The sequence below is a fragment of the Chitinophaga sp. NPDC101104 genome, assembly GCF_050277495.1.
Lineage (GTDB): Bacteria > Bacteroidota > Bacteroidia > Chitinophagales > Chitinophagaceae > Chitinophaga.
On sequence record NZ_JBNNSF010000001.1, the window covers coordinates 2298013 to 2321892 of the forward strand.

16 protein-coding genes are annotated in these 23880 nt (G+C 57.7%); 9 read left to right on the forward strand and 7 right to left on the reverse strand.

Annotated features, from left to right (window positions below):
• Position 1: 1 nt before the first annotated feature.
• From ACQKLP_RS09210 to ACQKLP_RS09225, 4 genes are all read right to left on the reverse strand, one after another.
• The gene (locus tag ACQKLP_RS09210; protein ID WP_427322188.1) at positions 2 to 967 is read right to left on the reverse strand and encodes a glycosyltransferase family 2 protein; all 966 of its coding nucleotides are present in this window, start codon (positions 965 to 967) and stop codon (positions 2 to 4) included.
• The gene (locus ACQKLP_RS09215; protein ID WP_427322190.1) at positions 964 to 2688 is read right to left on the reverse strand and encodes a carbamoyltransferase family protein; all 1725 of its coding nucleotides are present in this window, start codon (positions 2686 to 2688) and stop codon (positions 964 to 966) included. The genes ACQKLP_RS09210 and ACQKLP_RS09215 overlap by 4 nt, the downstream gene beginning before the upstream one ends.
• A gap of 299 nt (positions 2689 to 2987) precedes the next feature.
• The gene (locus tag ACQKLP_RS09220) at positions 2988 to 3323 is read right to left on the reverse strand and encodes a c-type cytochrome (RefSeq protein WP_427322192.1); all 336 of its coding nucleotides are present in this window, start codon (positions 3321 to 3323) and stop codon (positions 2988 to 2990) included.
• A 1-nt stretch (position 3324) separates the two neighbouring features.
• Entirely contained in the window at positions 3325 to 4764 is a 1440-nt protein-coding gene (locus tag ACQKLP_RS09225; protein WP_427322194.1) for a PQQ-dependent sugar dehydrogenase, read from the reverse strand.
• A gap of 381 nt (positions 4765 to 5145) precedes the next feature.
• Between ACQKLP_RS09225 and ACQKLP_RS09230 the strand changes: the two genes are divergently transcribed.
• The 9 genes from ACQKLP_RS09230 to ACQKLP_RS09270 all read left to right on the forward strand — a co-directional run bounded on the left by ACQKLP_RS09230 (position 5146) and on the right by ACQKLP_RS09270 (position 19379).
• The gene (locus ACQKLP_RS09230; RefSeq protein WP_427322196.1) at positions 5146 to 7758 is read left to right on the forward strand and encodes a DUF7133 domain-containing protein; all 2613 of its coding nucleotides are present in this window, start codon (positions 5146 to 5148) and stop codon (positions 7756 to 7758) included.
• A gap of 147 nt (positions 7759 to 7905) precedes the next feature.
• Positions 7906 to 8919, forward strand: coding sequence for a zinc-binding alcohol dehydrogenase family protein (locus ACQKLP_RS09235; RefSeq protein WP_427322198.1), 1014 nt, complete (start codon positions 7906 to 7908; stop codon positions 8917 to 8919).
• A gap of 81 nt (positions 8920 to 9000) precedes the next feature.
• On the forward strand, positions 9001 to 9585 hold the full coding sequence (locus tag ACQKLP_RS09240) for an RNA polymerase sigma-70 factor (RefSeq protein ID WP_427322199.1): 585 nt from the start codon (positions 9001 to 9003) through the stop codon (positions 9583 to 9585).
• A gap of 91 nt (positions 9586 to 9676) precedes the next feature.
• Positions 9677 to 10831, forward strand: a complete 1155-nt coding sequence (locus ACQKLP_RS09245) for a FecR domain-containing protein (RefSeq protein ID WP_427322201.1) — start codon at positions 9677 to 9679, stop codon at positions 10829 to 10831.
• Positions 10832 to 11062: 231 nt separating this feature from the next.
• Entirely contained in the window at positions 11063 to 14497 is a 3435-nt protein-coding gene (locus ACQKLP_RS09250; RefSeq protein ID WP_427322203.1) for a SusC/RagA family TonB-linked outer membrane protein, read from the forward strand.
• A 17-nt stretch (positions 14498 to 14514) separates the two neighbouring features.
• Positions 14515 to 15978: a RagB/SusD family nutrient uptake outer membrane protein gene (locus tag ACQKLP_RS09255; protein WP_427322205.1), complete on the forward strand. Its 1464-nt coding sequence runs from the start codon at positions 14515 to 14517 to the stop codon at positions 15976 to 15978.
• A 10-nt stretch (positions 15979 to 15988) separates the two neighbouring features.
• Positions 15989 to 17143 (forward strand): redoxin domain-containing protein, encoded by a 1155-nt coding sequence (locus ACQKLP_RS09260; protein ID WP_427322207.1) that lies wholly within the window; start codon positions 15989 to 15991, stop codon positions 17141 to 17143.
• Between the two features lie 23 nt (positions 17144 to 17166).
• Positions 17167 to 18273, forward strand: a complete 1107-nt coding sequence (locus ACQKLP_RS09265) for a redoxin domain-containing protein (RefSeq protein ID WP_427322209.1) — start codon at positions 17167 to 17169, stop codon at positions 18271 to 18273.
• 107 nt (positions 18274 to 18380) lie between these two features.
• Positions 18381 to 19379 carry a 2-hydroxyacid dehydrogenase gene (locus ACQKLP_RS09270; RefSeq protein ID WP_427322211.1) on the forward strand — a complete coding sequence of 333 codons (999 nt, stop codon included), beginning with the start codon at positions 18381 to 18383 and terminating at the stop codon, positions 19377 to 19379.
• A gap of 77 nt (positions 19380 to 19456) precedes the next feature.
• Here the strand turns inward: ACQKLP_RS09270 and ACQKLP_RS09275 are convergent, their stop codons facing one another.
• Genes ACQKLP_RS09275 through ACQKLP_RS09285 form a run of 3 tightly spaced genes read right to left on the reverse strand, consistent with a single transcriptional unit; the run spans position 19457 to position 23877 of the window.
• Positions 19457 to 21508 (reverse strand): DUF5689 domain-containing protein, encoded by a 2052-nt coding sequence (locus ACQKLP_RS09275; protein WP_427322212.1) that lies wholly within the window; start codon positions 21506 to 21508, stop codon positions 19457 to 19459.
• A gap of 6 nt (positions 21509 to 21514) precedes the next feature.
• Positions 21515 to 22360, reverse strand: coding sequence for an endonuclease/exonuclease/phosphatase family protein (locus ACQKLP_RS09280; protein WP_427322214.1), 846 nt, complete (start codon positions 22358 to 22360; stop codon positions 21515 to 21517).
• Between the two features lie 5 nt (positions 22361 to 22365).
• The gene (locus tag ACQKLP_RS09285) at positions 22366 to 23877 is read right to left on the reverse strand and encodes a RagB/SusD family nutrient uptake outer membrane protein (protein WP_427322217.1); all 1512 of its coding nucleotides are present in this window, start codon (positions 23875 to 23877) and stop codon (positions 22366 to 22368) included.
• Positions 23878 to 23880: the final 3 nt, after the last annotated feature.

The following is a 23880-nucleotide window of genomic DNA, read 5'->3' on the forward strand; positions in this document are numbered from 1 at the left end:
ATCATCCTTTCGTTAACCGGAATTTCCACCAGCCATACCAGTACCAGAAAATCGATGCAGGCGGAATGGTGGCGGAAGTAAGCATCATTTCCAGCACATGTGCCCAGCTGCGCGACGTCCGGCGGAGCCGCTTCACGGCAAACATCGCGATCAGTCCCGCCCAGCCGCCAAACAATACCGCCGCCCATTCCGTTTCCCCGAAAGCCGCGCACACGAAAGCTGCCGGTAAAAGCAGCGCCATGGCATAATAATGCCCAGGCGGGAACGGGTGCGGTTCTTTCCGGTAGAGATCGGGGAATTTGCGGAAAAGCAATGCGTTGAACATGGTTTTCTTTTGTTCCCGGAAACTCACGCCCCATGTCGCTTTCCGGACCGGGTGCACCACGATGGCTTCGGGAATATGCTCCACCGGGAACCCGGCCGATCGGATGGAAAAATAGAGGTCGCTGTCTTCGCGCCAGGCCATGCGGTAGCGTTCGTCAAAACCGCCTGTCGATTCCAGTACGGTTCGCGAACAGGCGCAGTTGGCCGTTACGAATTCAGCGGTTTCGAGCTGTGCGGTATTCAGTTCGTAATCGGTCGGCGCTTCGGTGATGGGCACGATGATTCGACCGGTGTATGCGGCCGGGGGCTGGCCTGCCGCGTTTTCCCATAATTCGGAAAGCCAGTGCGGATCGGGTTGGGTATCGTCGTCCGTAAAAGCGATCAGTTCCCCGGAAGCCAGTTTCCAGCCGGCGTTGCGTGCCGCGGCAGGCCCCCTGTTTTCCGATAGCGGCAGGTAGGTGACGTCGAGCAGCCGGGTGTGGCACCACGAATCCACGATCTGGCGGGTAAGGCGGTCGGGCCCGTCGCTCACCACGATCACTTCGAATTCGTCGTGCGGGAAGCGCTGGCGCGCGAGGGCTGCAAGGCATTCCATCAGCAGGAGCGTCCTTTTGTAAGTAGGGATGACAACGGATATTTTCATGGTTTCTTCTCGATGAGGCAATCGCCCATCACCAGCACGTCGAAAGGCGACGACCAGAAGCATTCCAGCGCGTCGCGCGGGGTGCAGACGATGGGTTTGCCGAGTGTATTGAATGAGGTATTGATGATCACCGGTACGCCGGATAATTCCTGGAACGCTTTCAGCAGGTCGTAATACCGGGCATGCTGGGTGCGGTTCACCGTCTGGATGCGCGCGGTGCCGTCTACATGGCAAACGGCCGGTATCTGTGCTTTTTTATCTTCCTTCACTTGATGCACGAAGAGCATGAACGGGCTGGCGCCGGCGGATTGGAACCAGTTGCAGGCTTCTTCCTCGAGCACGGCGGGCGCTACCGGCCTGAAATCTTCGCGGTCCTTCACTTCGTTCAACTTCGCCTGCATTTTCGGATCGATGGGCGATGCGAGGATAGAGCGGGCACCTAAAGCCCTGGGCCCGAATTCCATCCTTCCCTGAAACCAGCCAACAACGCGGTTTTGCAGCAGCAGTTCAGCGGTTTCCCTCGCTACGTCCTGCATACGGCGGTAAGGCACCTTCGCCCAACGGAGGAATGTGATGATTTCTTCATCCGAAAACGCCGGGCCCCAATACGCATGTTCCATAGTGAAAGCTTTGCCGCTTTCCCCACGGGCCTGCGCATCCTGCCAGAGCGCCGCGCCAAGTGCGGTGCCTGCATCGCCGGAAGCGGGCTGTACCCAGATGTCGTCGAAAATTCCGGCATCGCGGAGCCGCGCGTTCAGCACGCAGTTCAATGCCACGCCACCTGCGAAGCACAGTTGCTTCGCGCCGGTTTCCCGGCGCAACCAGGAAGCCAGCTCCAGCACGGATTCTTCCAGTACCACCTGCAACGAATGGGCAATATCGAAGTGAAGCATCGTGAAAGGCGCGCCTTTACTGCGCGGCGGCCCGAAATGTTGCGCGAACCTTTCTTCATCGATCGTATACCCGCCATCGTTCCCGAGATGGACCATATCCCTGAAAATATTCGCGTACACCGGTTTTCCGTAAGAAGCCAGTGCCATGACGCGGTATTCGTCGGAAGAATGGAGGAACCCCAGGTACTTCGTCACCTGCTCATACAACATCCCGAGCGAATGCGGCATATCTACCTGCCGCAGGCGCTCCAGCTGCATGCCATGGCCCATGCTGAAAGTGGAAGTAGCGGTTTCGCCGCGCCCGTCCAGCGTCATAACGGCCGCTTCGCTGAAAGGCGACGGGAGGAACGCGCTTGCGGCATGACAGAGGTGATGGTCCAGGAAATGGAAGCGCTCATCGTTGCGCGAAGTGCCGGCCAGCCTGTCCTGTAAATGATGCGGGTAGCCGTCTGCCAGCATTCCCGGCGCATTCAGGATGGCCGAATGGAACAGCGGGTCCCAGGGCGATTTCCACTTTTCCGTCATGGGAACGGCGAGCGGATCGAGCGGGAGACGGACTTCCCGGCTTTCCAGCTCGGGGCGCTCCATCACCAGGTAGGGGTCGAACGAATAGGCGACCTGGTCTACGTCCGATAAATGGATATCGGCTTCCTTCAAACAGTAATGGATCGCATGGAAAGGTAGTTCCCAGGCGGAGAACGGGACGGGCCGCTTGCCGTGTTTGATGTGCGTGAATCGTTCGTCTTCTGCCGCGGCGATGAGCTGTCCGTCTTTGACAAGACAGGCGGCGGAATCGTGAAAGGCGGCGTTGATGCCAAGTGTGATCATGAGAATCTGCTTTCCAATGAAAGGGCGGAATATCATGCCATGCGCAACAAGCGTTCAACAGCAGGAAACGTTGTGGAAGAGCGACACGGCGGCGGGCAAAAAATTGCGCAGTTGTTCGGGAGCGTGGAGATCCGCCACGGCTGTGGCGTTCAGGCACGCAATATGGAGTTTCGGAAGAAAAGGAAACCATGTTCATACCACTCATTGCGCTCATCGCCGTTATTATCATCGCTGTCTTATTTATCGCGTTCCAGGCGCGCCGGAAAACGCGGGATCAGGGGAACAGGCCTTCCCGCTGATCATCGCGGCAACGCCGGTTCCCTGCGCTTCGCCTTCAGGTAGGCCATGATATGATCGAGGTCTTCCGGTGAAACGACCGATGCGTCGAACGCCGGCATGGCGCCCAGCCCGTGCCGCACCTGGAAACGTTTCAGGAACCCCGGCGCGGGGTTGTTGTTGAGCGCAGGACCGAGGCCGGCTTCTCCGCCCGGGTGGCATTTGTCGCAATATTGCTGGTAAGCCTTTTTACCCGCAAGCGCGGCTTCCTTTCCCTGCACGCCGTTACCGGCCAACGGCATTCTGCGTGCGGTGCAGGAGATGAAAATGATCGTCAGCAGTATGATGGCAGGTTTCATATCAATCCGTTTTACTGATTTTCCAGATCACGCCCGAGTTGCGGACGGGGCGCGTTTCGCCGTTTTTCATGAGCAGGACGCCGAAGTCGACGATGTACAGGCTTTCGCCCGAGGGACTGAACCGTACCGAAACGGGCCGTTCCAGTCCGCCATGCCCCAGCTTGCTGCCGGGGCCGTTCCGTTTCCCGCGGTTCACGGCGAAATCGTTGATCTCGCCCGTTTGCGTGTTCACCCGCACCACTTTGAAGCCCACCGGCTTCAGGACTTTCCCGACGTTGGCGGCCATATCGCCGAACTGCGCGATAAAGGCTTCGCCTTCGAAACCGAATCGTCCGCTTCCCGAAAAGTCCATGCCGTTGGAAGAGGAGTGCACGGCCAGTACGGCCACCGGTTTGGGGATGGGTTTCTTCCGGTCTTGCAGCAGCTTTTCCGGCGTTGATTTTCCCGGCGGTTTGAAATAAGCGATGGGCTTGCCTTCTGCGAAATCCGGCCAGCCGAACCAATCACCGGGATTGATTTCCCACAGCACATCGCCCACGCCCCAGAGGGGCCGGCTGCCACGATCGTCTGCCTGGTTTTCGGTGACATAGAGCTTGCCCTGCGGGGAGAACGCGAGGCCGTAAGGGTTCCGCAATCCCCAAGCCACCAACTCCGGTTTACCGCCTTCGAGCGGAATGCGCAGGATGGCGCCCGAGCAGGGAAGCCTCCCCGGAATCGTTTGCCCGGCGTGCGACGCCGTGTTGAACGGGAGGAAGGCGCCGGTGACGGCCGTGTCGCCTTCAGCCGGGGTGAGCGGATTGGGGGATGTGAAGTTGATGCCGTTGAGGACGATGTCTTCGCAGGGAATATCGTGCAGCCCGGGATGGCGCTTCAGCCAGCCGAATTCCGCATTGTCAGGCCCCACTACGCCGCTGTTGGTAGCGGAGCCGGTGCCGAAATACAGGTAATTTCCTTTGATGGCAGGGCCGTTGGTGTGATGGTCTGCCTGGCCGGGCAGCCGTTCGATCAGCACGGTGGATTTGCCTCCTGGGGAGATTTTGAGTATCCTCCCGCCGTGGGTTTGCCCGCCTTCCGCGACGTAAAAATTGCCATTATGGTATTGAACGCCCGTCCATGGCCCGTTTTGTTCCCCTTCGGCTACGGTTTCCGGGCTGCCCCCGGAAAAGCGCAGGAGCCGTGGGGTTGAAAAATCTTCCCCGTACGAATATCCCGCTTCGATCACGTACGGTACGCCCTTATCGTCGAACGTAAGCGCCGTGGGGAAGTTGAGCCCTTTTGCGACCACCTCTGCACGATAGCCTTCGGGCAGCACGATGTCTGCCGGGTCGGTTTCACGGACGCTGTCTGCCTGCTGCCCGCCGCCTTTCGATTGGCGGGTCTGGTAGCAACTGCATGCCAGCGTGATCACGGCGGTGGCAAAGTAAAATGCCCGGTTTTTCATGTGGATAGTTTATAAAGGCATCCGACAAAAAACGTTCCCGCGCAACAACCATGGCAATAGGGGCGGCGCCACCCCGGTGCCTGCGGCCGTTCGGGCGGATGTTCCACGGTTTTTACCGCCGCCGGCAATTACAATCGAATTCAGAAAATCCGCCTATCCGCCGCCTTCGCCTTTCGTCCAGAAATCAGCCGTTGGGCGGGATAGGTTGAGAATAGCCGGAATGGGCCTGTGTGGCGGATTTGAAAGAAGGGAGGCAGTTTACTAAGCGTATGAAGTACACAATCCATGGAAAAAATTTCCTTCCGGAAAATTTATTGATTACTTTGAGCGGCTCATTTGATAAGCATTTTAACCGTACGCTCTTAAACAGCACTTAACACGATGATCAAAACTTCGCTTGCCCTGCTCTGCACCGCATCGGTACTGGCTGGCGCAAACTTCTACATGGGAGACAAGAAATTCAAGTTGTCCGATCCCCCGGAATTGACCATTTCCCGTTTTGCCGGACCGGATGTCACGCCCAGCCCGGCATGCCTCGCGGTTGCGCCCAATGGCGACGTATTCGTAGGGGTAGACATGATCGGCTCGCTCGGGAAGGATCCCGGAAAAGGGCGTATCCTGCGGCTGACCGACAGCGATAACGACGGCAAAATGGACGCGCACACCGAGTTCGCCGTGGTAGACAACCCCCGCGGCATCCTCGTGATCGGCAAAAAAGTATATGTGCTCCACACCACCTTTTCCGCAGCAACCGGGAAAGCCACGGGCATGTCGCTCGTGCTGTTCGAAGACAATGACGGAGACGGCAAGGCGGACGGGGCTCCCCAGCCGCTGGTGACCGACCTCAGCAATACCAAATACATCCAGGAGCGCGGTACGGACCACGCTACCAACGGTATCCGCATGGGTATCGACGGATGGATCTATATTTCCGTGGGCGACTTCGGTTTCCACAACGCCACCGACCGTTCCGGCAAGAAAATGACCATGCTCGGCGGCGGCATCGTACGTGTACGGCCCGACGGTACGGAGATGGAAGTCTTCACCCACGGTACCCGTAACGTGTACGACGTGGCCATCGACCCGTTCATGAACGTGTTCACCCGTGAAAACACCAACGACGGCGGCGGATGGAACGTGCGTTTCTCGCACCACATCCAGTCGGGCGAATATGGTTACCCTGTATTGTTCCAGCACTTCACCGACGAGATCCTGCCCGCGCTGGTAGACGTTGGCGGCGGTTCCGGAACGGGCGCGCTCTACATGTCTGAGCCCGGCTGGCCCGAGAAATTCACCAACGTGCCCATGATGGCGGATTGGGGCAGGAGCATGCTCTACATCCACCGCGTAACGGCCGACGGTGCTACCTTCACGCAGAAGGAAGAGGAGTTCCTCGGCATTCCGCAGATCACCGACCTGGATGTGGACGGTTCCGGAAGGCTGTACCTCTCCGCATGGGATGGCGCCGGCTATTCCGGCAGCCCCAATAAAGGATACATCATCCGCGCGGTCCCCAAAGACTGGACGTATACCGCATTCCCGGATATCACGAAATCTTCCGTAGCAGAACTGGCGGCGATGCTGAAATCCCCCAGTTCCGTGGCGCGCCTGGCCGCTTCCCAGGAACTCGTTTCCCGCGAAGATAAACAGGCGGCTTCCGCAGCGGCGCTCGCCGTGGCGGTAGATATGGAAGCGCCGCTGTACGCCCGTGTTGCCGGTATTTATACCTACGCTCAGGCGGCTGGCCATGATGGTATCGCCGGGCTGACCGGTCTTACCAAAGACGCCGCTGTCCGCGAGCACGCACTGCGTGCCCTGGCAGACCGCAAGGGCCTGGTAGCCGATGTTTCCATCGATCCCTTCCTGCAAGGCATTAAAGACCCCTCGCCCCGCGTAGCCGCAGCGGCCATCGTAGGCCTCGGCCGACTGGGCCGTCCGGAAGCAGCGGCAGCCCTGTTGCAGACGAAAGTTCCCGCAACGTTCGTGGCGCCGGCGAAAGGCACCGAAGGGCCGCACGCTACCCCGAACGCCGAGATCGTGCTGCCGCACCTGGCAGTGCAGTCGCTGGTGAAACTGCATGCGGTAGACGCTGCCGTGGCGGGCATCAATGGCCCCAACGGCGCACTGGCGATGTGGGCGCTCCGGTATATGCACGATACCAAAGCGGTGAACGGGCTGCTGGCGGCGTACCCGCTGGCCAAAGACCTGAAACAGAAAAACCAGATCATCACTACGCTGGCCCGTCTCTACAAGAAAGAAGCGGATTACGACGCCTCCTGGTGGTGGGGCACCCGTCCGGATTCTCACGGCCCGTACTACAAAGCGGTGACCTGGGAAGGATCGGCGGCCATCGAGAAGTTCCTGAAGCGTGAAGCGTTGAAAGCGCCCGCCCGCAAACAGTTCTTCACCGACCTCGACGAGCGCAACCGTATGGAAATCGCCGCATTCGCACCGGCGAAGAAAGAAGACGCGGTCGCTAAAAACGAGCCGAAGGTAGACCTCGAAAAGATCAAGAATAAAAAAGGGCAGGTAGGCAAATCTTCCATCGAAGATGTGCTGATCGCCGTGAACAACATCAAGGGCGATCCCGCGAAAGGAAAGCTGCTCTTCACCGCCCAGGGTTGCGTGGCCTGCCACAGCATCAATAAGGGTGAGAAGATGAAAGGCCCGTTCATGGGCCAGATCGGCTCGATCATGAACCGCGAACAGATCGCTGAGTCCATCCTCAAGCCGAACGCTTCCATTTCCCAGGGTTTCGCGACCGTGACGATCACCACGAAAGACAAAAAATCCTACATGGGCTTTGTGACGGAAGAAACCGCTTCCAAAGTGGTGCTGCGCGATATCGGCGGCAACGTGACCACGCTGAAAGCCTCTGATATCGCATCCCGGAAGGAAATGAAAAATTCCATGATGCCGGCCGGCCTGGCGAACGCCCTTTCTTACGAAGAACTGGCTTCGCTGGTGACTTTCCTGTCGCAGCAGAAGAAATAAAGCATTTGCTTTCAAAGTTAAAAGCGCCGTAGCCCGAGGGGTACGGCGCTTTTTTGTTACATCCTCTGATCCGTAACAGGAAAAGTCGGATCCGGACAAGGAATTTCCGCCGGGATTAGCCATTTTTGAACCGAAAACGCGCAACGAATGAAGATTTTGACCTGCACCACGCCCGGCGTGCTGACATATGGCGAAGCCCCGCAACAGGAATTGAAGAAAGGCCACGCGATCATCCGCATCCGCCGGATCGGCATTTGCGGTACCGACCTGCATGCTTTTGAAGGCACGCAGCCTTTTTTCAGTTACCCGCGGGTGCTGGGGCACGAACTTGCCGGAGAACTGGTGGCGGTGGATGGTGCACCGGGGTTCGAGCCGGGGGAGGCGGTTACCTTCATTCCCTATTTCCATTGCGGGAAATGCATTGCCTGCCGTTCGGGGAAACCCAATTGCTGTGTGAACATTGCTGTTTGCGGCGTACATGTGGACGGCGGGATGGTGGAATACCTGCAGGTGCCGTCGGCCTCCCTGTTGCATGGCGAAGGGCTTTCGCATGACGCGCTGGCGCTTGTGGAACCTTTGGCCATCGGCGCCCACGGCGTGCGCCGGGCGGGCGTGATGCCCGGAGAATTCGTGGCGGTGATCGGCGCGGGCCCCATCGGCCTGGGGATCATGGAATTTGCCCGGATCGCCGGGGCGGAAGTGATCGCCGTAGATATCAATTCCCAGCGCCTCCGGTTCTGTGAAGACAAGCTCAACATCAGGCATACCATCAACGCGGCTGCCGAAAACCCCGAAGCGGCGCTTCAAACCATTACCCACGGCGATTTCCCGACCGTGGTGATAGACGCCACGGGTAGCCAGCGCGCCATCAACGACGGCTTCCGGTACCTCGCGCACGGCGGGCGGTACGTGCTCGTGGGGCTCCAGCGCGGGGAGATTTCCGTCGCCCATCCCGAATTCCACAAACGCGAAGCCACTCTCATGAGCAGCCGAAACGCCACGAAAGAAGATTTCCGGCATGTCATGGACGCCATGCGCAAAGGGCTCGTAGACCCCACCCATTACATCACCCATACCGTCAATTTCGATGAAGTGGCCGGGAAATTCGCGTCCTGGCTCGATCCGGCCAACGGCGTCGTGAAGGCCATGGTGCAGTTGTAACGATCGCCGCCGGTCAGGGTTCCTCCCTTCCATGATTTTCTCGCATTTTTATTAATTTTATCCCGAATCAACCATCACCGCATGCCAAGGGAGGGGGACGGAATGAGCGAGCATTTAAATAATGAAGGGTCGTTGCTGGCCGGAATAGGCGCTTCCGATGAGCGGGCGTTCGAAACGATCGTCCGTCATTATTTCCCGCGACTGCTGCCGTTTGCCATTAAAATCACGAAAAACAGGGCTGTTGCCGAAGATATCGTGCAGGAAGCATTCCTGCGCCTGTGGCAGCATCGTGCGGAATACGAGAAGATCCTATTCCTGCGCGCCTGGCTGTTCACCGTGGTTTCCAACCTCTCGCTTACCTACATCAAGCGCCTTGCCCGCGAAGGCCAACTCCTCCAGCATCTCCGCGATTTTTCCGACACCGCGCGATCCGACGTGGCCGAGCAACTCCAGTTCCGGGAAAGCGGCACCGTGATCGCCCGGGCCGTAGACCGGCTGCCGCCCCAGCAGCAGCAGATTTACCGGTTGAGCCGTTACGAGGGTCTCTCCATCCCCGAGATCGCCGCCAGGTTGCAACTGTCTCCCAATACGGTGAAAAACCATTTGGTCCGGGCGCTGCAGTCGGTCAGGGATTTCGTCCGCAAAGCGGGACTGTTCTGGTTCTGAAAAAAAAGTCAAAAATATTTTCGGGCGCACTGGTCCTAACCAGCCGTTCGATAGTTATAGCTATATCGTTGTTGCAAATTTCTATTCCACCATGTCAGACGAACAAAGGGACAAAGTGCGTCTCCTGCTCCGGCAATATTACGCCGGCAGCATAGGAGAGAGCGAGGCCGCCGAACTGGGCCGGTTGCTGCAGGAAGGGCGGTATGACGCCCTCATGCACGAAACCCTCGCCGGGCTCGGTGAAGCCGAACAGCCGATGGACCTGGCGCCGGAAGACATGGACAGGATCATGGCCCGCATCCATGCCACCAAACAGCCTGCGAAAGTGCGCAGCCTGCATTGGCGGAAAATCGCCGTGGCAGCCGCGATCGTGCTGATGGCAGGTGCCGGTGGATATTACGCGCTGCGGCCGGCTGGAAATACGGGTGCCACCGCCCGGCATTTCGGCGGAGAAGCGATGCCCGGCTCCAACAAGGCCACGCTGACCCTGGGAGATGGCAGCCTGCTGAACCTTTCCGATGCGGAAAACGGGGAACTGGCAGCGAAAGGCGGCGGCAACGCGGTGAAAACGGGACAGGGCGCCCTGGCTTATGCCGAAGGCGCGGGCGAATTGGAATACCATACGCTCACTACGCCCCGCGGTGGACAATACCGGCTTACCTTACCCGACGGATCGGTGGTGTGGCTGAACGCAGGCAGCGCCCTTCGCTACCCGACGGCGTTCGAAGGGAAGGAAAGAGCGGTGGAGCTGACCGGCGAAGCCTATTTCGAAGTGGCTGCCCAAACGGAGCGCCCCTTCACCGTAAAGCTCCGCGACGGCGCGAACGTGCTGGTACTGGGAACGGGATTCAACATACAGGCGTACGCCGACGAGCCCGCCAGCCGCACAACGCTGGTGAACGGCGCGGTGCTCGTGCAAAAGGGGCCGGAGCAGCAGCTGCTGCGCCCGGGCCAGGAAGCCATCGCAGCGGCCGGCGTCCAACTGAACGCGCAGGCCGACGTGGAAGCCGCCACAGCCTGGAAGAACGGCTTGTTCCTCTTCCGCGACGCGCCGATAGACATCGTGATGAAACAGTTATCCCGTTGGTATGACGTGGATGTGAAATATGAAAAAGGAACGGTGAAGGAATTCTTCAATGGCACGATCCCGCGGAACGTTCCGCTGTCGAAAGTGCTGGAATTATTGGAACTGACAGGACTCGTACACTTTACAATCAATGGAAATACAGTAACTGTGACGCCCTGATGAACAGCTGCATCGGGTAGTACGCAGGCCATCTGAATCGCAGGTATCCCGAAGGCGGAAAAGCGCCGCGGGAAAGGGACCGCCTTGTCTGAAAGGGCGGCCCGGGGAAAAGGGACATACATTTCAGACACGAGATTATTTATCACCAAAATCGAATTTATGTATTCATGCGCCTGGCGCCAGGCGGATCGGGGCATTTCATGCCAACCGGCCATCCGCAGGGCTTACCGTATGCTGACGTTGTTCTTGTTGATGCTCGCCGCAGGCACCGCTGCCCGCGCGCAGGAGATCTCCCTGCAATTGCGCAACGAACCGTTTTTGAAAGTCCTCAAACAGATCGAAAAACAGAGCGGCTACACCTTTATCTATGGAAAAAATCAGTTAGACAACGCCAAGCCTGTAACGCTCAGCATCCGAAACGCTTCGCTCAACGATGCGCTAACGGCCTGCTTCAAAAACCAACCATTAACTTATTCTATCCAGGCACCAAAGTTCATTGTCATCAAGAACCGCGAAACGACCGTGGTGACAGACGTCCAGAACGAAGTGCCCAGGGCGGCGCTCAAGTATGAAGGGCGCGTAACGGACGAAGACGGGACGCCGCTGCCCGGTGTGACGGTCCGCTCGGTCACGAAACACCCCATGGGTGCTAATTACATCGCCAATACCGATAACGACGGCCGTTTTACCGTGGGTGGGATTTATGATCCGCAACTGATCTTTTCCTACATCGGTTACGAACCCGTGAGCTTCACGCCCCGTGATTACGCGGCGCTGGAGGTGAGAATGAAAAAGTCGGCTTCGAAGCTGGACGAGCTGATCATCACCGGTTATACCGCCAAATCGGCCAAGGAACTGACCGGTGCGGTGCAGAAAGTAACCGGCGACCAGCTCCGCAGCAGCGTGACCACGCCCAACGCGCTGTCTATGCTCAAAGGCAAGACCACCGGCCTGTACATCACGGAAACCACCGGCGAGTCGGGCGCCAAGGGGCAGGTCATCGAAAGGGGACAATCCTCGATGGCCACGGCCACCAATAGCTATTACGGGCCGCTGTACGTGGTGGACGGCGTCATTACCAACTACACCAGCCTGCAGGACGCAGTGAACCCCGCCGATGTGGAAGACGTCACGGTGTTGAAAGACGCCTCGTCTACCGCCATCTACGGCTCCCGCGCCGCCCAGGGCGTGATCGTGATCACGACGCGCCGGGGCAAAAAAGGCCGCACGGATGTGAATCTCAATATGCAATACGGCGTTATTCAGCCGAAACGCGCGATCCGGTTTATGAACACCGGCGAGCTGATTTCCTTTATGGACAAGCAGATGCAGCGCTATTGGGAACAGACGCCCTCCATCCAGGCCACTTTCCCCGATGTGCAGGAATTCATCCGCCAGCGGCGGACATATACCGACGCCGACCGCAACAATAACTTCAACTGGGAAGATGCGATCTACAGCAACGGAAATTTCCGGAATACCGAACTGAACATCCGCAGCGGGAACGATAAGACCCGCTTCTACGGCGGCGTGGCCTGGTACAAGGAAAACGGCGCGCTGTACGATAACGGTTTCGACCGGAAGAGCATCCGCATGAACATCGACCAGCAGGTGAGCGACCGCTTCTCCGTGGCCTTGAACATCAGCTCCATCCTCGATAAAACCACGAAACGCAACGGCATCCCCGAGCTGTACATGATCCAGCCGTTCATGAACCCTTACAAGGCCGATGGCGCCATGGCCGATAGCCTGCCCGTCAAGCAATCCAGCAACTATGGGCCGGTGTTTACCACCTGGGCGCAGAATTTCCTCGCCGAGACGCAATACGACAATTCCGCCATCACCAACGTGCAGAACCACCTCGGCGCAGTGAAACTGAAATACGATATCCTGCCCTGGCTGTACATCCAAAGCGCGAATTCCATCAACTACATGGGCACGCGCTTCAACTCTTACCTCGATCCGCGTTCATATTCGGGGAAATACGGCGGGTATCCGTACCTCTTCACGCCCGCCAGTCCCATTTTACCAAATGGCACGCTCACGATCCGCGACACGCGCTATACCGACTTCCTGACTTCCAACACGCTGAACTTCCGGAGATCTTTCGGCGCGCATGCCGTTTCGGCGCTCGTAGGGCAGGAATGGGGCAAACGGACGACGGAAATCAACAGCGCCGACATGTACAACCTCTTGCCGGGAGAGCGGAACGCAGGCGCAGCGAAGGCTTACGGGGATGCGATCTATCTCGCTTATGTGTTACCGTCTTCGCCGCCGGCAAGGCCATCGGGAAGTTACCAGGAGCGGGCTACTTTCTCGGCGTTCGGCCAGGCGGATTACAACTATGACCAACGCTACTACGCTTCCGCATCCGTAAGGACGGACGCCACCACGAACTTCGGCCGCGACAAGCGGTACGGTACTTTCTATTCCATCGGCGGTGGATGGATGGTCTCCAACGAAGCGTTCCTGAAAGGCAGCAACACGATCAACAACCTGAAGCTCCGCGCGGTATATGGCACATCTGGCCGCGACCTGGGCGATGGTTACCTCAATACCACCTTTTATACGGATGGCCGTACCTACGGGTCGGTGAACAATATCGGCTCCACGATCTCCCAGCTGGCGAACCCGATCATTTCCTGGGAAACCCTTTACAACACGAACGTAGGGATAGACCTCGGGCTGTGGAACCGGATCGATCTTAATGCGGACATCTACCGCAAACGCAGCAGCGGCCTCCTGCAGAACGTGAACCTCACTTCGGCGCAGGGCTCGCTGGCACAATACCAGAATATCGGCGAGATCATCAACCGCGGCCTGGAGATCATGCTGAACGCGCACGTCGTGAAATCAGCGCAATTCAACTGGTTCGCCAACTTCAACATCAGCTTCAACAAGAACGAGATCTCCCGGCTGTACCAGGACTCCCTGCGCGACAGCTATTCCGGCACCTATTACCGGAAGATCGGGGAAGATATCAATGTGATCAAGGCGATCCGCTTCGTGGGCATCAACCCCGACAATGGCAACATGATACACCAGAACTTCGACCCCTCCGGCAAACCTGCTGAGGTGGAAGGCATCGGCAGCACCACCAACCTGGCCAACTGGCAGGTGGTAGGTTCGGCCACGCCCAAGTTCTTTGGCGGCTTCACCAATACCTTCAAATACCAACGGTTTACGCTGAGCGCGGAATGGTGGTTCCAGTACGGCAACTACGTGATGATGTCGCTGGTAAACAACTTCCAGTCGCCCACCGCGCCGCGCCTCGGCCGCAATAACGTGGTATTCGGCAGCAACCAGCATATCTGGGAAGGGAAAGGCGATACGGAAGCCAATTACCCGGATGTGTTCAGCACCAGCCCCAATGCCTGGAACGCACTGACCTACCGCTCCTCGCGCCTCTGGGGCGATGCGAGCCACCTGCGGCTCCGCAACGTGCGGCTGGGGTACGATGTGCCGGAAGCCCTGCTGCGCAAGCTGAAGATCCGGCAACTGTCTGCCTACATCAGCGGCGACAACCTCGCCGTCATCAAACGGAAAGACTTCGTGGGCGCAGATCCCGAAGGGGCGGTGCTGAATACGAGCACATCATACGGCGGCGTGGGCACAGGCTTCGCCAATCCCCGCAGATTCCTGGCTGGCATCAACGTAGGCTTTTAACCATTAATACCTGAATCATGAGATCCGTTTTTCAATATATCGTAGCTGGCGGACTGTTGCTTACCGGCAGCGCGTGCAACAAGCAGCTCGACAAGCTGCGGCCGCATAACGTGACGTACGAAGACCAGCAGTTTTCCTCGGCCGAAGGTTTCCGCAAAGCCACGCTCGGCGCATACTCCGCCGTGGCGGGCGCCGCAGTGCAGAGCTCGTTCAACTTCAACGACCAGCAGCTCTTCCTGTCGGAAGCGCATGGCAACGACATCCGCGCGCTGGACGCGGCCGTGAACAGGTACACCAATGCCTTCGGGTACCTCAATTCCGCGGAAAAAGACCTGTCCTTAACCTATGAATACTGGCGCGGGGCCTACAACGCATCGCTGCTGATCAACAAGATCATCGCGCATGTAAAACCCGGCGAAGCCAACCCGGCCATTTTGCAGGCCAAAGGTGAGGCGCTGTTCCTCCGGGCATATATCTACTTCAACCTGGTACGCCTCTACGGCAAGCCGTATTACCAGAACGGGGGCAACAATCCCGGCGTGATGCTCATTACCACAGACGATAACGGCGCCGGCTTCGCGCCGCCCCGGGCCACGGTAAAGGCGGTGTACGACCAGGTGATCGCCGATCTGACGGAGGCGCTGCCGTTGTTGAAGACAAACGCCGGCAACAGCTACGCCAGCCGTTATGCGGCCTTCGCGTTCCTGTCGCGCGTGTACCTGTACATGACGGGGCCTTTCGCGTCCGCCAACGCGGATGCGGCCAAAAAGGCGCGGCAGTATGCGGATTCCGTGATCCTGAACGGCGGCTACTCGCTGCGGCAGGGCGCCGATTTCGCGGCGTACTACAATACCGATGCGCCCGGTAACCCGGAGGATATTTTCGCGGTGAACGCGCAGTACAACCAGGGCCTCATCAGCAACCTGTTCGCCATGCCTTCGCAGATCAATTACTCCGGCGGATTGTACCGCCCTTCGCCCGACTTGCTTTCCATCATCCAGCCGCACGACCTTCGCCGGCAGTTTTTCAAGCGCAACGTGACTCCGGGATATACGGAAGATACCCTGGCGACGGTGAAATATTCGCTCAATTACGTTTCGCTCTACAGCGTGTCGCCCAACCGCTATCTCCGCCTGGCGGAGATGTACCTGAACCGTGCGGAAGCGGCGGTGAAAGGGGGCGATAATGCCGGTGCGCTGGCAGACCTCAACGTGATCCGCCGGCGCGCGGGACTGGGGGATACGTCCAACATCGCCGGCCAGCCGCTGTTCAACGAAATACTCAAGCAGCGGCGGATCGAGCTCATGTTCGAAGGCCATAGCAGTTATGATTGCTTCCGGAACGGATTGCCCATGGTGCGTACGTACGCTTCCGGATCGTCGGGCGCCCTGACGGTGCAGGCGACCGATCCGAAGGTGTTGATGCGCATTCCGGCGGATGAGATCGTCGGCAACCCGAACCTCACACAAAACGAACAATAAATCCATCGCCATGAAAAAATTCCTTTCCTTATCGCTGGTTGCGCTGGCGGCCATTCCCGGGGCATTTGCGCAGGAAGCGTTCACCGTCGAAGGACGGTATGCGGGCAGTGATCCGTATCTGTACCTGCAATATCCCGGCGCAAAGGGGACTTACGTGAAAGACAGCGTAGCCGTACGCAACGGGCAATTCCGGTTCGCCGGAACGATAGAAGGGCCCGTGTATGCGAGCCTGAGCGGGAAAATGAAGTCCCGCAGCATGGACGATCCCAACATCCAGTTCTTCTTCCTCGAGCCCGGTAAAACCACCATCGCCGCAAAGGAAAACGCCTTCAAGGAAATGGCCGTTACAGGCGGTGCGGTGCAGGCGGATTTTAATACCGTGAACAAAGAGAAAGCGCCCATCAAAAAGCAATGGGAACCTTTCTTCAAATCCCTTGATTCCATCAATAAAATCGATAATTTCAAGGCGCAGGAGTTTAAGTCGGGCTTGAAGCCGTATTACGCCGATATGGAGAAGATCGATATGGCGTACATCGACGCGCATCCCGGCACCTATCTCAGCGCATTTTTGCTGCGGGGGTATAGTTATTCGTTGCCGACGGAAAAGCTGCAGGCATATTTCGACCAATTTCCCGCATCCATCAAAAACGGTATGGCGAAGGGGATCGGCGATGAGCTGGAACGGCGGAAGATCGGCGTGCCGGGAACGGAGGCTTATGCGTTCGCAACGTCCGACATCAACGGGCAACCTTTCCAACTGGCAGATTACCGCGGGAAGTACGTGCTGATCGATTTCTGGGCCAGCTGGTGCCTGCCCTGCCGGAAAGGCAACCCGCACCTGAAAAAACTGTACGCGCAGTATAAGGAAAAAGGGCTGGAGATCATCGGTGTGTCTGACGACGACAGCAAGCCCGAAGCCTGGCGTAAAGCGGTGAATGACGACGGTATCGGGATCTGGAAGCACGTGCTGCGTGGCATGGACCGCGAAAAGATCATGGCCGGCATCTATAACCCGACGGATATCAGCAAGCGTTTCGGCATCGCCTCCCTACCCACGAAAGTGCTCATCGATCCGCAAGGGAAGATCATCGGGCGGTTCGAAGGCGGCGACCGCGACGATGCCAAGATGGACGCCCAGCTGGAAAGCCTGCTCGGCGGGAAGTAATCATCAAAAAATCAATCATCCATATGAAAACGATTAGCCAGATACTCGCATGTTGCCTGCTCGCAACCTCCGCTATGGCGCAGGAAGCGGTTGTGGAAGGGAAGATCGCGGGTTTGCCCGACGGCACGAAAATCTATTTCAATTCCATTTTTGCCGGCGGAAAGCCCGATTCCACCGTGGTGACAGGCGGCGCGTTCCGCATCGCTACAAAGGCCAGTGAATCGGATTTGTTTTTACTGCGCGCCGGCAACGACCGGCGTGCAAAGCATGGAGGCGCGGTTTTCTACATGGAGCCCGGCGTGCTGAAGGTATCGGGGAAAGGCCCGCTGCTGAAGGATCTCGTGTTTGCCGGTACCCCTTATGCAAAGGAGCTCAACAGCCTTGCCGGCCTGAACAACACCAAACCGTTCAAGGCGAGAATGGCGCTGGGCGAAAAGCTGAACGCGGCATATGAGAAGAAGGATACGGTAACATTGAAGGCCCTTCGCCCGGAATTTGACAAACTGGATTCCGCTGTTACCGTCGAATATGAAAAGTGGGTCGACCAGCATCCGGCATCGCCGGTGAGCGCCATGGTACTGGGTTTCTTCATCCGGTACGAGGATATGGACAAGCTGGAAAAACGCCTCAAAGACCTGGAGCCCTCCGCCAAACAGAACGTGTTCGCCAAAAGAATGCAACACAGCGTGGAAGCGGCCAGGGCCACGGCTATCGGGAAAATGGCGCCCGAGTTCACACAGAACGACACGCTCGGCAAAGCCGTTTCGCTGAAAGATTTCCGCGGCAAATACGTGCTGATCGACTTCTGGGCCAGCTGGTGCGTGCCTTGCCGCGAGGAGAACCCCAATGTGGTAAAGGCTTTCCAGCGGTTCCGCGATAAGAACTTCACCGTGCTCGGCGTTTCGCTCGACCGGGAGCAGGACAAAGCCAAGTGGATCAAGGCCATCCACGACGATAACCTGACATGGACGCACGTTTCCGATCTCAAATTCTGGGACAATGCCGTGTCCAGGCAATACGACATCAAATCCATCCCCGCCAACTTCCTCCTCGACCCGGAAGGCCGGATCATCGGGAAGAATTTAAGAGGGGAGGAGCTGGAAAAGAAACTGGCTGAGGTTTTATTGTAGTCATTACAGCTGAATTTGATAAATAAGGCGGCCGGTTACGGCCGCCTTTCCTTTTGGATGACGACGATCATTTGCCCGAAAACCCGTGGTTTCGTACTTTCAGGACCATGAAAATGTTATTCTTCTCCGCAAAACCATACGACAGGCAGTTTTTTCACCAGGCGAACGAAAAACACGGCTTCGAGCTGGAATTCCTGGAAACCCATCTCGGCCCGCATATCGTCAATGCCGTGGACGATGGCACCCCGGTCGTTTGCACCTTCGTGAACGACAAGCTCACCGAGGAAGTGATCGGTGTATTGGCCGCCAAAGGCGTGAAAGTACTGGCGTTGCGCTGTGCCGGTTTCAACAATGTGCAGCTGGATGCGGCCCGCAAACACGGCATCCGCGTGTGCCGCGTTCCGGCCTATTCCCCCGAAGCCGTGGCGGAACATGCCGTAGCCATGTTGCTGACGCTCGTCCGCAAAACCCACAAAGCCTACAACCGCGTGCGGGAGCAGAACTTCGCGCTGAACGGGCTCCTTGGCTTCAATCTCCATGGCAAAACGGTAGGGGCGGTAGGTACAGGCAAAATAGGCAAGGCTTTTTGCAGGATCATGGCGGGGTTCGGCTGCCGGGTGATCGCTTCAGACCCGTTCCCCGATGCGGAATTGCAGGCGACCGGCGTGGAATATTTACCATTGGAGGAGCTGATCGCCGCGTCCGACATTATTTCCCTGCATTGCCCCCTCGTCCCCGAAAACAAATACCTCATCAACCGCGAAACCCTCCGGAAAATGAAACGCGGCGTCACGATCATCAATACCAGCCGGGGTGGACTGCTGCATACCGCTGATGTGATCGACAGCCTCAAATCCGGGCACATCGCCTATCTCGGCATCGATGTGTACGAGCAGGAAGAGAAACTGTTTTTCAAAGACCTGTCCGGCAGCATCATCGAAGACGATACTATCCAGCGGCTCATGAGTTTCCCGAACGTACTGGTGACCGGCCACCAGGCCTTTTTCACAGAAGAAGCCCTGCGGCAGATCGCGGAGGTCACGTTGCGGAGCGTAGGGCAGTTGATGAACGGGGAAGCGGTGGATGAGGAGGTGATACTCGTATAAAAATATTCTCCAGATATGCGAAAACCCGCCACGAAGGCGGGTTTTCTTTTACTCCATTTCAACCAAAATCGAAAGACTTACTTGTTGTACTTGATCGACGCATGCACGATCCTCGAAACGGAATTCGCGCCCACCGACCCGCCGGAAACGGCCGTGGACGTTCCTGCGGTCTTGTTGGTGACGCGGATGCGGATGTAGAGCGTCAGCAGTCCGCTGGCGGCCTGCGGAAACTGGAAGTTCACCACTTTGGTGCCCGCCACCTGCGTCAGCAGGGTGTTCGACCAGTTCACCACGTCCTGGAAAGTGAAGGTGCCTACGGTGTTCCAGGTTGTGGCGGCGTCGTTGGTGGATGCCCATTCCACGGTGAAGTTGCGCGGCCCGCCGATGTCGGAATTCCCGTCCAGCTGGAGGGAAACCGGTGTGCTGATGCCTGCCGTCGATACTTCGATCATCCAGTATTCTCCGCGGTTTTCGGTGGCGTTCCACCAGTTTTTGGTGGCCCATCCGCCATTGCTAACGGCCCCTTTGTTGGTGGTGGGTTCCTGCTGCAGGGCGTTGAAGTCGGTGGCGGCGGAAATGCCGCTGGAAGTGAAGTTCAGCCCGGTTTTGGTGCTTTGGTAGAAGCGCCCTGCGCCGGTTTCGGGGGTAAGCGGGTTCTGGGTGGCCGTGGGCGTGGCAGCGAATTCGTTGCGGAAGCGGCCCCATTCCACCAGTACGTTCGAGAACCCGTTTTCGCGGGCTTGTTGCAGCGCAATATCTTCCCGGCGGAGGTGGCGGATAGCATATTTTCCGATGTTGCCGCCGTAACGGTCCATCGTTTCGCTCACCAGCACGCCGGCGATGGTGCCGGAGCCCTGGGGCAGGGCGTTCCCGTCCCGCCGGTAAGGCACGTCCAGGTTCGTGAGCAGGTACATCCCGTTGCCGCGGATGTCGCGGATATGGGTGGGGAAGCAGTCCATCCTGGCCGCATATCCTTCATTGATATTGCTGAAAGAGCCCCAGGGAACGGAAATCTCCACATCACGCAATTTCACATAGGTATAGAGATCATTGTCGGTCAGGTCGCCGATGTATTTTTCGCGGGGCTGCAACACGGCGGTATTGCTTTCCTTCTCCATCACCTGCGGCGCTGTAATACCCGAAACCGTTACGCGGTCAGGGTTCGTGAGACGGGCAAGGGTGGCGCCTTTCAGCCATATTTTCACATGGTCGTTGAAACTGAAGATATTGTCGCCCGGGGTTTGGGTCTTGATATACAGCCCCATCATACCGTCCATGCTTTGCACATACACGGCCACGGCATTTTCTGATTTGTCGACCGTATGCTTGTTGCTGGCGGTATTGAGATTTTTGGCGATGTTGGGATGCCCCTTGTCGCTGATCACGATCCCTTCCACATAAATATTCTCGTCGATGGTGCCGGCCGCGAGCGCCTGTTTGATGTATGCGAAATCCTTCATCACTGCTCCCGTGAAATCGATGCCGGGATGCTGGCGGATGCGGACGGAATCGCGGGTGGTGGTGCCCAGCGCGTCGAGGTAACTCAGGGTGAGCAGGCCGCTGCGTATGGCGGCGGCGCGGCTGGTATCGGCTTTCATGTAAAGGTAACCGTTCTGGATGCTGGCGTTGCTGATCCAGTTTTGCTGTTCGGGATCGTCGTACTGGTAGCTGACGGTCATCTTCTCCAGCGGTACGTTGGTGGTGATGACGGATTTGATGGAGCCGCCGTTTGCAATGCTTTGCAGCGTGGTGTCTGCGATGGCGATCTGCGGCGTGAGGCCCCGTTGCTGCAGGGAAATGGTGTCGGATTTACCGCCTGACCGCACGAGGATTTTTACCGCGCGGGGGAGGTTGCCTTCGTTGCTGGTCACTTCGGCGCGGATGCTGCCTTTGCCTTCGCCGGAAGATTGTTGCAGCGTCATCCAGTCCGTTTTTTCGAGGGGCTCAACCGTCCATGTACCTTCTGCGTACACGATGATCTGCGTCGTGTCGGGCAATGCGTTCAGGCGGACGATGCGGGTGTCTATGGCCAGTTCCGTCGTGAAATGATAATCTTCTTTCTTGCGGCAACCGGCGAAGAGGATCGCTGCGGTGCCGGCGGCCAGGAGGAATTTATTGAAATGCTTCATGCCGTTTTATTGTTTGAGTTCGAGGAGAATGGGCCGGTGGTCGGAATGAACGGCCGTGAAGGGATCGTAGATGAACGCGCAGCGGATGATCTTCTTCTTCAGGTCGCCGGAAAGGTACACGTAATCGATGCGCGCGTTGGTAGCGATAATGCTTTTACCGGATTGCGCCTGCTGCCGTTCGTCGAACGTTTTGCCGGCGTCGGTGAAGCCCGCGTCCAGCATCTGCTGCTGCACGGCATAGTCTATCACGCCGCCTTCGGCGAGATTGTCGAGCACGGGGCGCTGGGCGGCTGCGGCTTTCTGGCGGGCGAGGTAATCCGATTTTTCGATGCGTTCCCTGTCCAGCGGCGACACGGAATTGAAATCGCCCATCACGATCCGGTTCTTTTTATCGGTCTGCAAATCCATATTGGCGATCACCTGCGCAATCTCGGCCCGTCTTTTCTTATGCTTGTGCGGGTTGAGATGCAGCACTACGATATTGTATTTCCCCACTTTCGCCATGATGAACCCATGGGTCATGTTGTCATTGATCTTTTGGATGCCGGCGATGGGGAAGCGGGACGTGAGCCCGGTGGGATAGCCGTTTTCCTTCACGATCACCGCGTAGGGATGGCCATAGCTCAACGCCAGTTCTTCCAGCGATTTCTGGGTGAAGCCGTTGCATTCCTGCAGGGCTACCACATCGGGCCGGTGATCTTTCACCCATTCCACGAATACTTTCTTACCGCGGGTGGTGTCTTTCACCATCCCTTCGAGGATATTATAGCTGAGGACGCGCAGCGTGTCTTGCGCCGTGGCGGAAAATGCGGCCAGGAGCAGGACGGCCAGGAGGGAGATATTTCTTTTCATGTGCATTACTGGTTGTAGGCGGGATTGGTTAATATGCCGTTGGAGCGCATCACTTCCTTATCCGGGATGGGATAGAATTCGTGATAGGGCAGGGCGTTGTCTTTGATGACGGGGTATTCCGTGGCGATGGTTTCCTGTATGGCGCGGAACCAGTCTCCCCAGCGCACGAGGTCCCACTTCCGGCCGTATTCGCCCATCAGCTCGCGGGCGCGTTCTTTCTTCACTTCCTCCAGGAACTCCGTTTTTCCCGGATATGTCGTCAGTACGAAATCTGCGCTGGCGCGGGATTTCACCTCGTTGATGCATTGCATCGCCAGGTCGGTATTGCCTGTTTCGTTGGCGGCTTCTGCCAGCATGAGCAGCGCATCCGCATAGCGGAACACTTTCTGGTTATTGCCGTCGGCGATGTTGGTCATGCCCGGGCACCAGAACTTCGGCCCCATCCAGGCTTTGCCGGTGCCGTTGTTGGCCATGGGCCGCTTGAACCAGGTGCCGTTGTAGGAATAGGCAAGGATGATCTCTTTGCGTGGGTCGGCCAGGTCGTAGAGCGACATCATGTATTCCGAAGGCGTAATGCTGTTGAAGGGATTGGCCGCGTTCCCCAGTTCCGGAATGTCCACGCCATCGTACACGCTCGTGCCGGAAGCTTTTGTGGGGGTGAAGAAAGCCGCTACGGTGGAGGTTTTCTTCAGGCCGGCGGCCGACCAGGTATATTGTACCTCGAAGATCGATTCGGGCGTGTTCTTGTTGCGGAAATACATATCTGTGAGGGGATATTGCACGAGCTGGCCGTAGATTTTCCGGATCTCCTCCATGGCGCTTTCGCAGGTGGCGTAATCCTTGTTCCACAGCGCCATTTTCCCGATGAGCATATACGCCATGGACGCGGAAATGCGGTTGTCTTTCACTTCGGAGGTGCGCGTTTGCGGCAGTTTAGGCGCGTATTCCTTCAGCTCGTTGATGAGGATTGTCCGGGTTTCACTGGCGTTCATGCGGCCCAGCTTCCCGATGGTCTCCAGCACATCCAGGCTGTTGACATCCGCCGTATAGAACGGCACATCGCCGAAAGTGCTGGTGAGGATGTAATAATACAAAGCCCTCAGCGCCACGGCTTCCCCTTTCAGCGCGGGCTTCCGGTCTTCGGCGATCTTCGCCTTTTCGATCCCCGCGATGGCCGCGTTGCAATACATCACGCCGCGGTAGCAGGCCGTCCATACGTTATCTCCCATGCCTGGATTGGCGGGGGAGATCTCGAGCTTGGCGTCGAGGTTGGAAGAATTGAGGAACGCCAGGTCGGTCACCGCCTCGAGGGAAACCATGAGGTCGGCGGCGTAAATGTTGGTAAGGTCGATGTAACAGCCGTTCAGCGCGGCGATGCACTGGCTCTCCGATTTGAAGAACCCGTCTGCGTCCACGAAGCTGTGCGGCTCTTCTTCCAGCAGCTTGGCGCAGCTGCCCAGTGTGAGGGAGCCGCCGAGCAACAGGAGATATAATATGCGGTACTTGTTCGTTTTCATGTT

Excerpts from the sequence above, each read along its gene's own strand:
- ACQKLP_RS09210 (WP_427322188.1), bottom strand. The coding sequence starts at position 967 with ATGAAAATATCCGTTGTCATCCCTACTTACAAAAGGACGCTCCTGCTG.
- ACQKLP_RS09220 (WP_427322192.1), bottom strand. The coding sequence starts at position 3,323 with ATGAAACCTGCCATCATACTGCTGACGATCATTTTCATCTCCTGCACC.
- ACQKLP_RS09285 (WP_427322217.1), bottom strand. The coding sequence starts at position 23,877 with ATGAAAACGAACAAGTACCGCATATTATATCTCCTGTTGCTCGGCGGC.
- ACQKLP_RS09235 (WP_427322198.1), top strand. The coding sequence starts at position 7,906 with ATGAAGATTTTGACCTGCACCACGCCCGGCGTGCTGACATATGGCGAA.
- ACQKLP_RS09260 (WP_427322207.1), top strand. The coding sequence starts at position 15,989 with ATGAAAAAATTCCTTTCCTTATCGCTGGTTGCGCTGGCGGCCATTCCC.
- ACQKLP_RS09245 (WP_427322201.1), top strand. The coding sequence starts at position 9,677 with ATGTCAGACGAACAAAGGGACAAAGTGCGTCTCCTGCTCCGGCAATAT.
- ACQKLP_RS09215 (WP_427322190.1), bottom strand. The coding sequence starts at position 2,688 with ATGATCACACTTGGCATCAACGCCGCCTTTCACGATTCCGCCGCCTGT.
- ACQKLP_RS09240 (WP_427322199.1), top strand. The coding sequence starts at position 9,001 with ATGCCAAGGGAGGGGGACGGAATGAGCGAGCATTTAAATAATGAAGGG.
- ACQKLP_RS09280 (WP_427322214.1), bottom strand. The coding sequence starts at position 22,360 with ATGAAAAGAAATATCTCCCTCCTGGCCGTCCTGCTCCTGGCCGCATTT.
- ACQKLP_RS09225 (WP_427322194.1), bottom strand. The coding sequence starts at position 4,764 with ATGAAAAACCGGGCATTTTACTTTGCCACCGCCGTGATCACGCTGGCA.
- ACQKLP_RS09275 (WP_427322212.1), bottom strand. The coding sequence starts at position 21,508 with ATGAAGCATTTCAATAAATTCCTCCTGGCCGCCGGCACCGCAGCGATC.
- ACQKLP_RS09270 (WP_427322211.1), top strand. The coding sequence starts at position 18,381 with ATGAAAATGTTATTCTTCTCCGCAAAACCATACGACAGGCAGTTTTTT.
- ACQKLP_RS09230 (WP_427322196.1), top strand. The coding sequence starts at position 5,146 with ATGATCAAAACTTCGCTTGCCCTGCTCTGCACCGCATCGGTACTGGCT.
- ACQKLP_RS09250 (WP_427322203.1), top strand. The coding sequence starts at position 11,063 with ATGCTGACGTTGTTCTTGTTGATGCTCGCCGCAGGCACCGCTGCCCGC.
- ACQKLP_RS09265 (WP_427322209.1), top strand. The coding sequence starts at position 17,167 with ATGAAAACGATTAGCCAGATACTCGCATGTTGCCTGCTCGCAACCTCC.
- ACQKLP_RS09255 (WP_427322205.1), top strand. The coding sequence starts at position 14,515 with ATGAGATCCGTTTTTCAATATATCGTAGCTGGCGGACTGTTGCTTACC.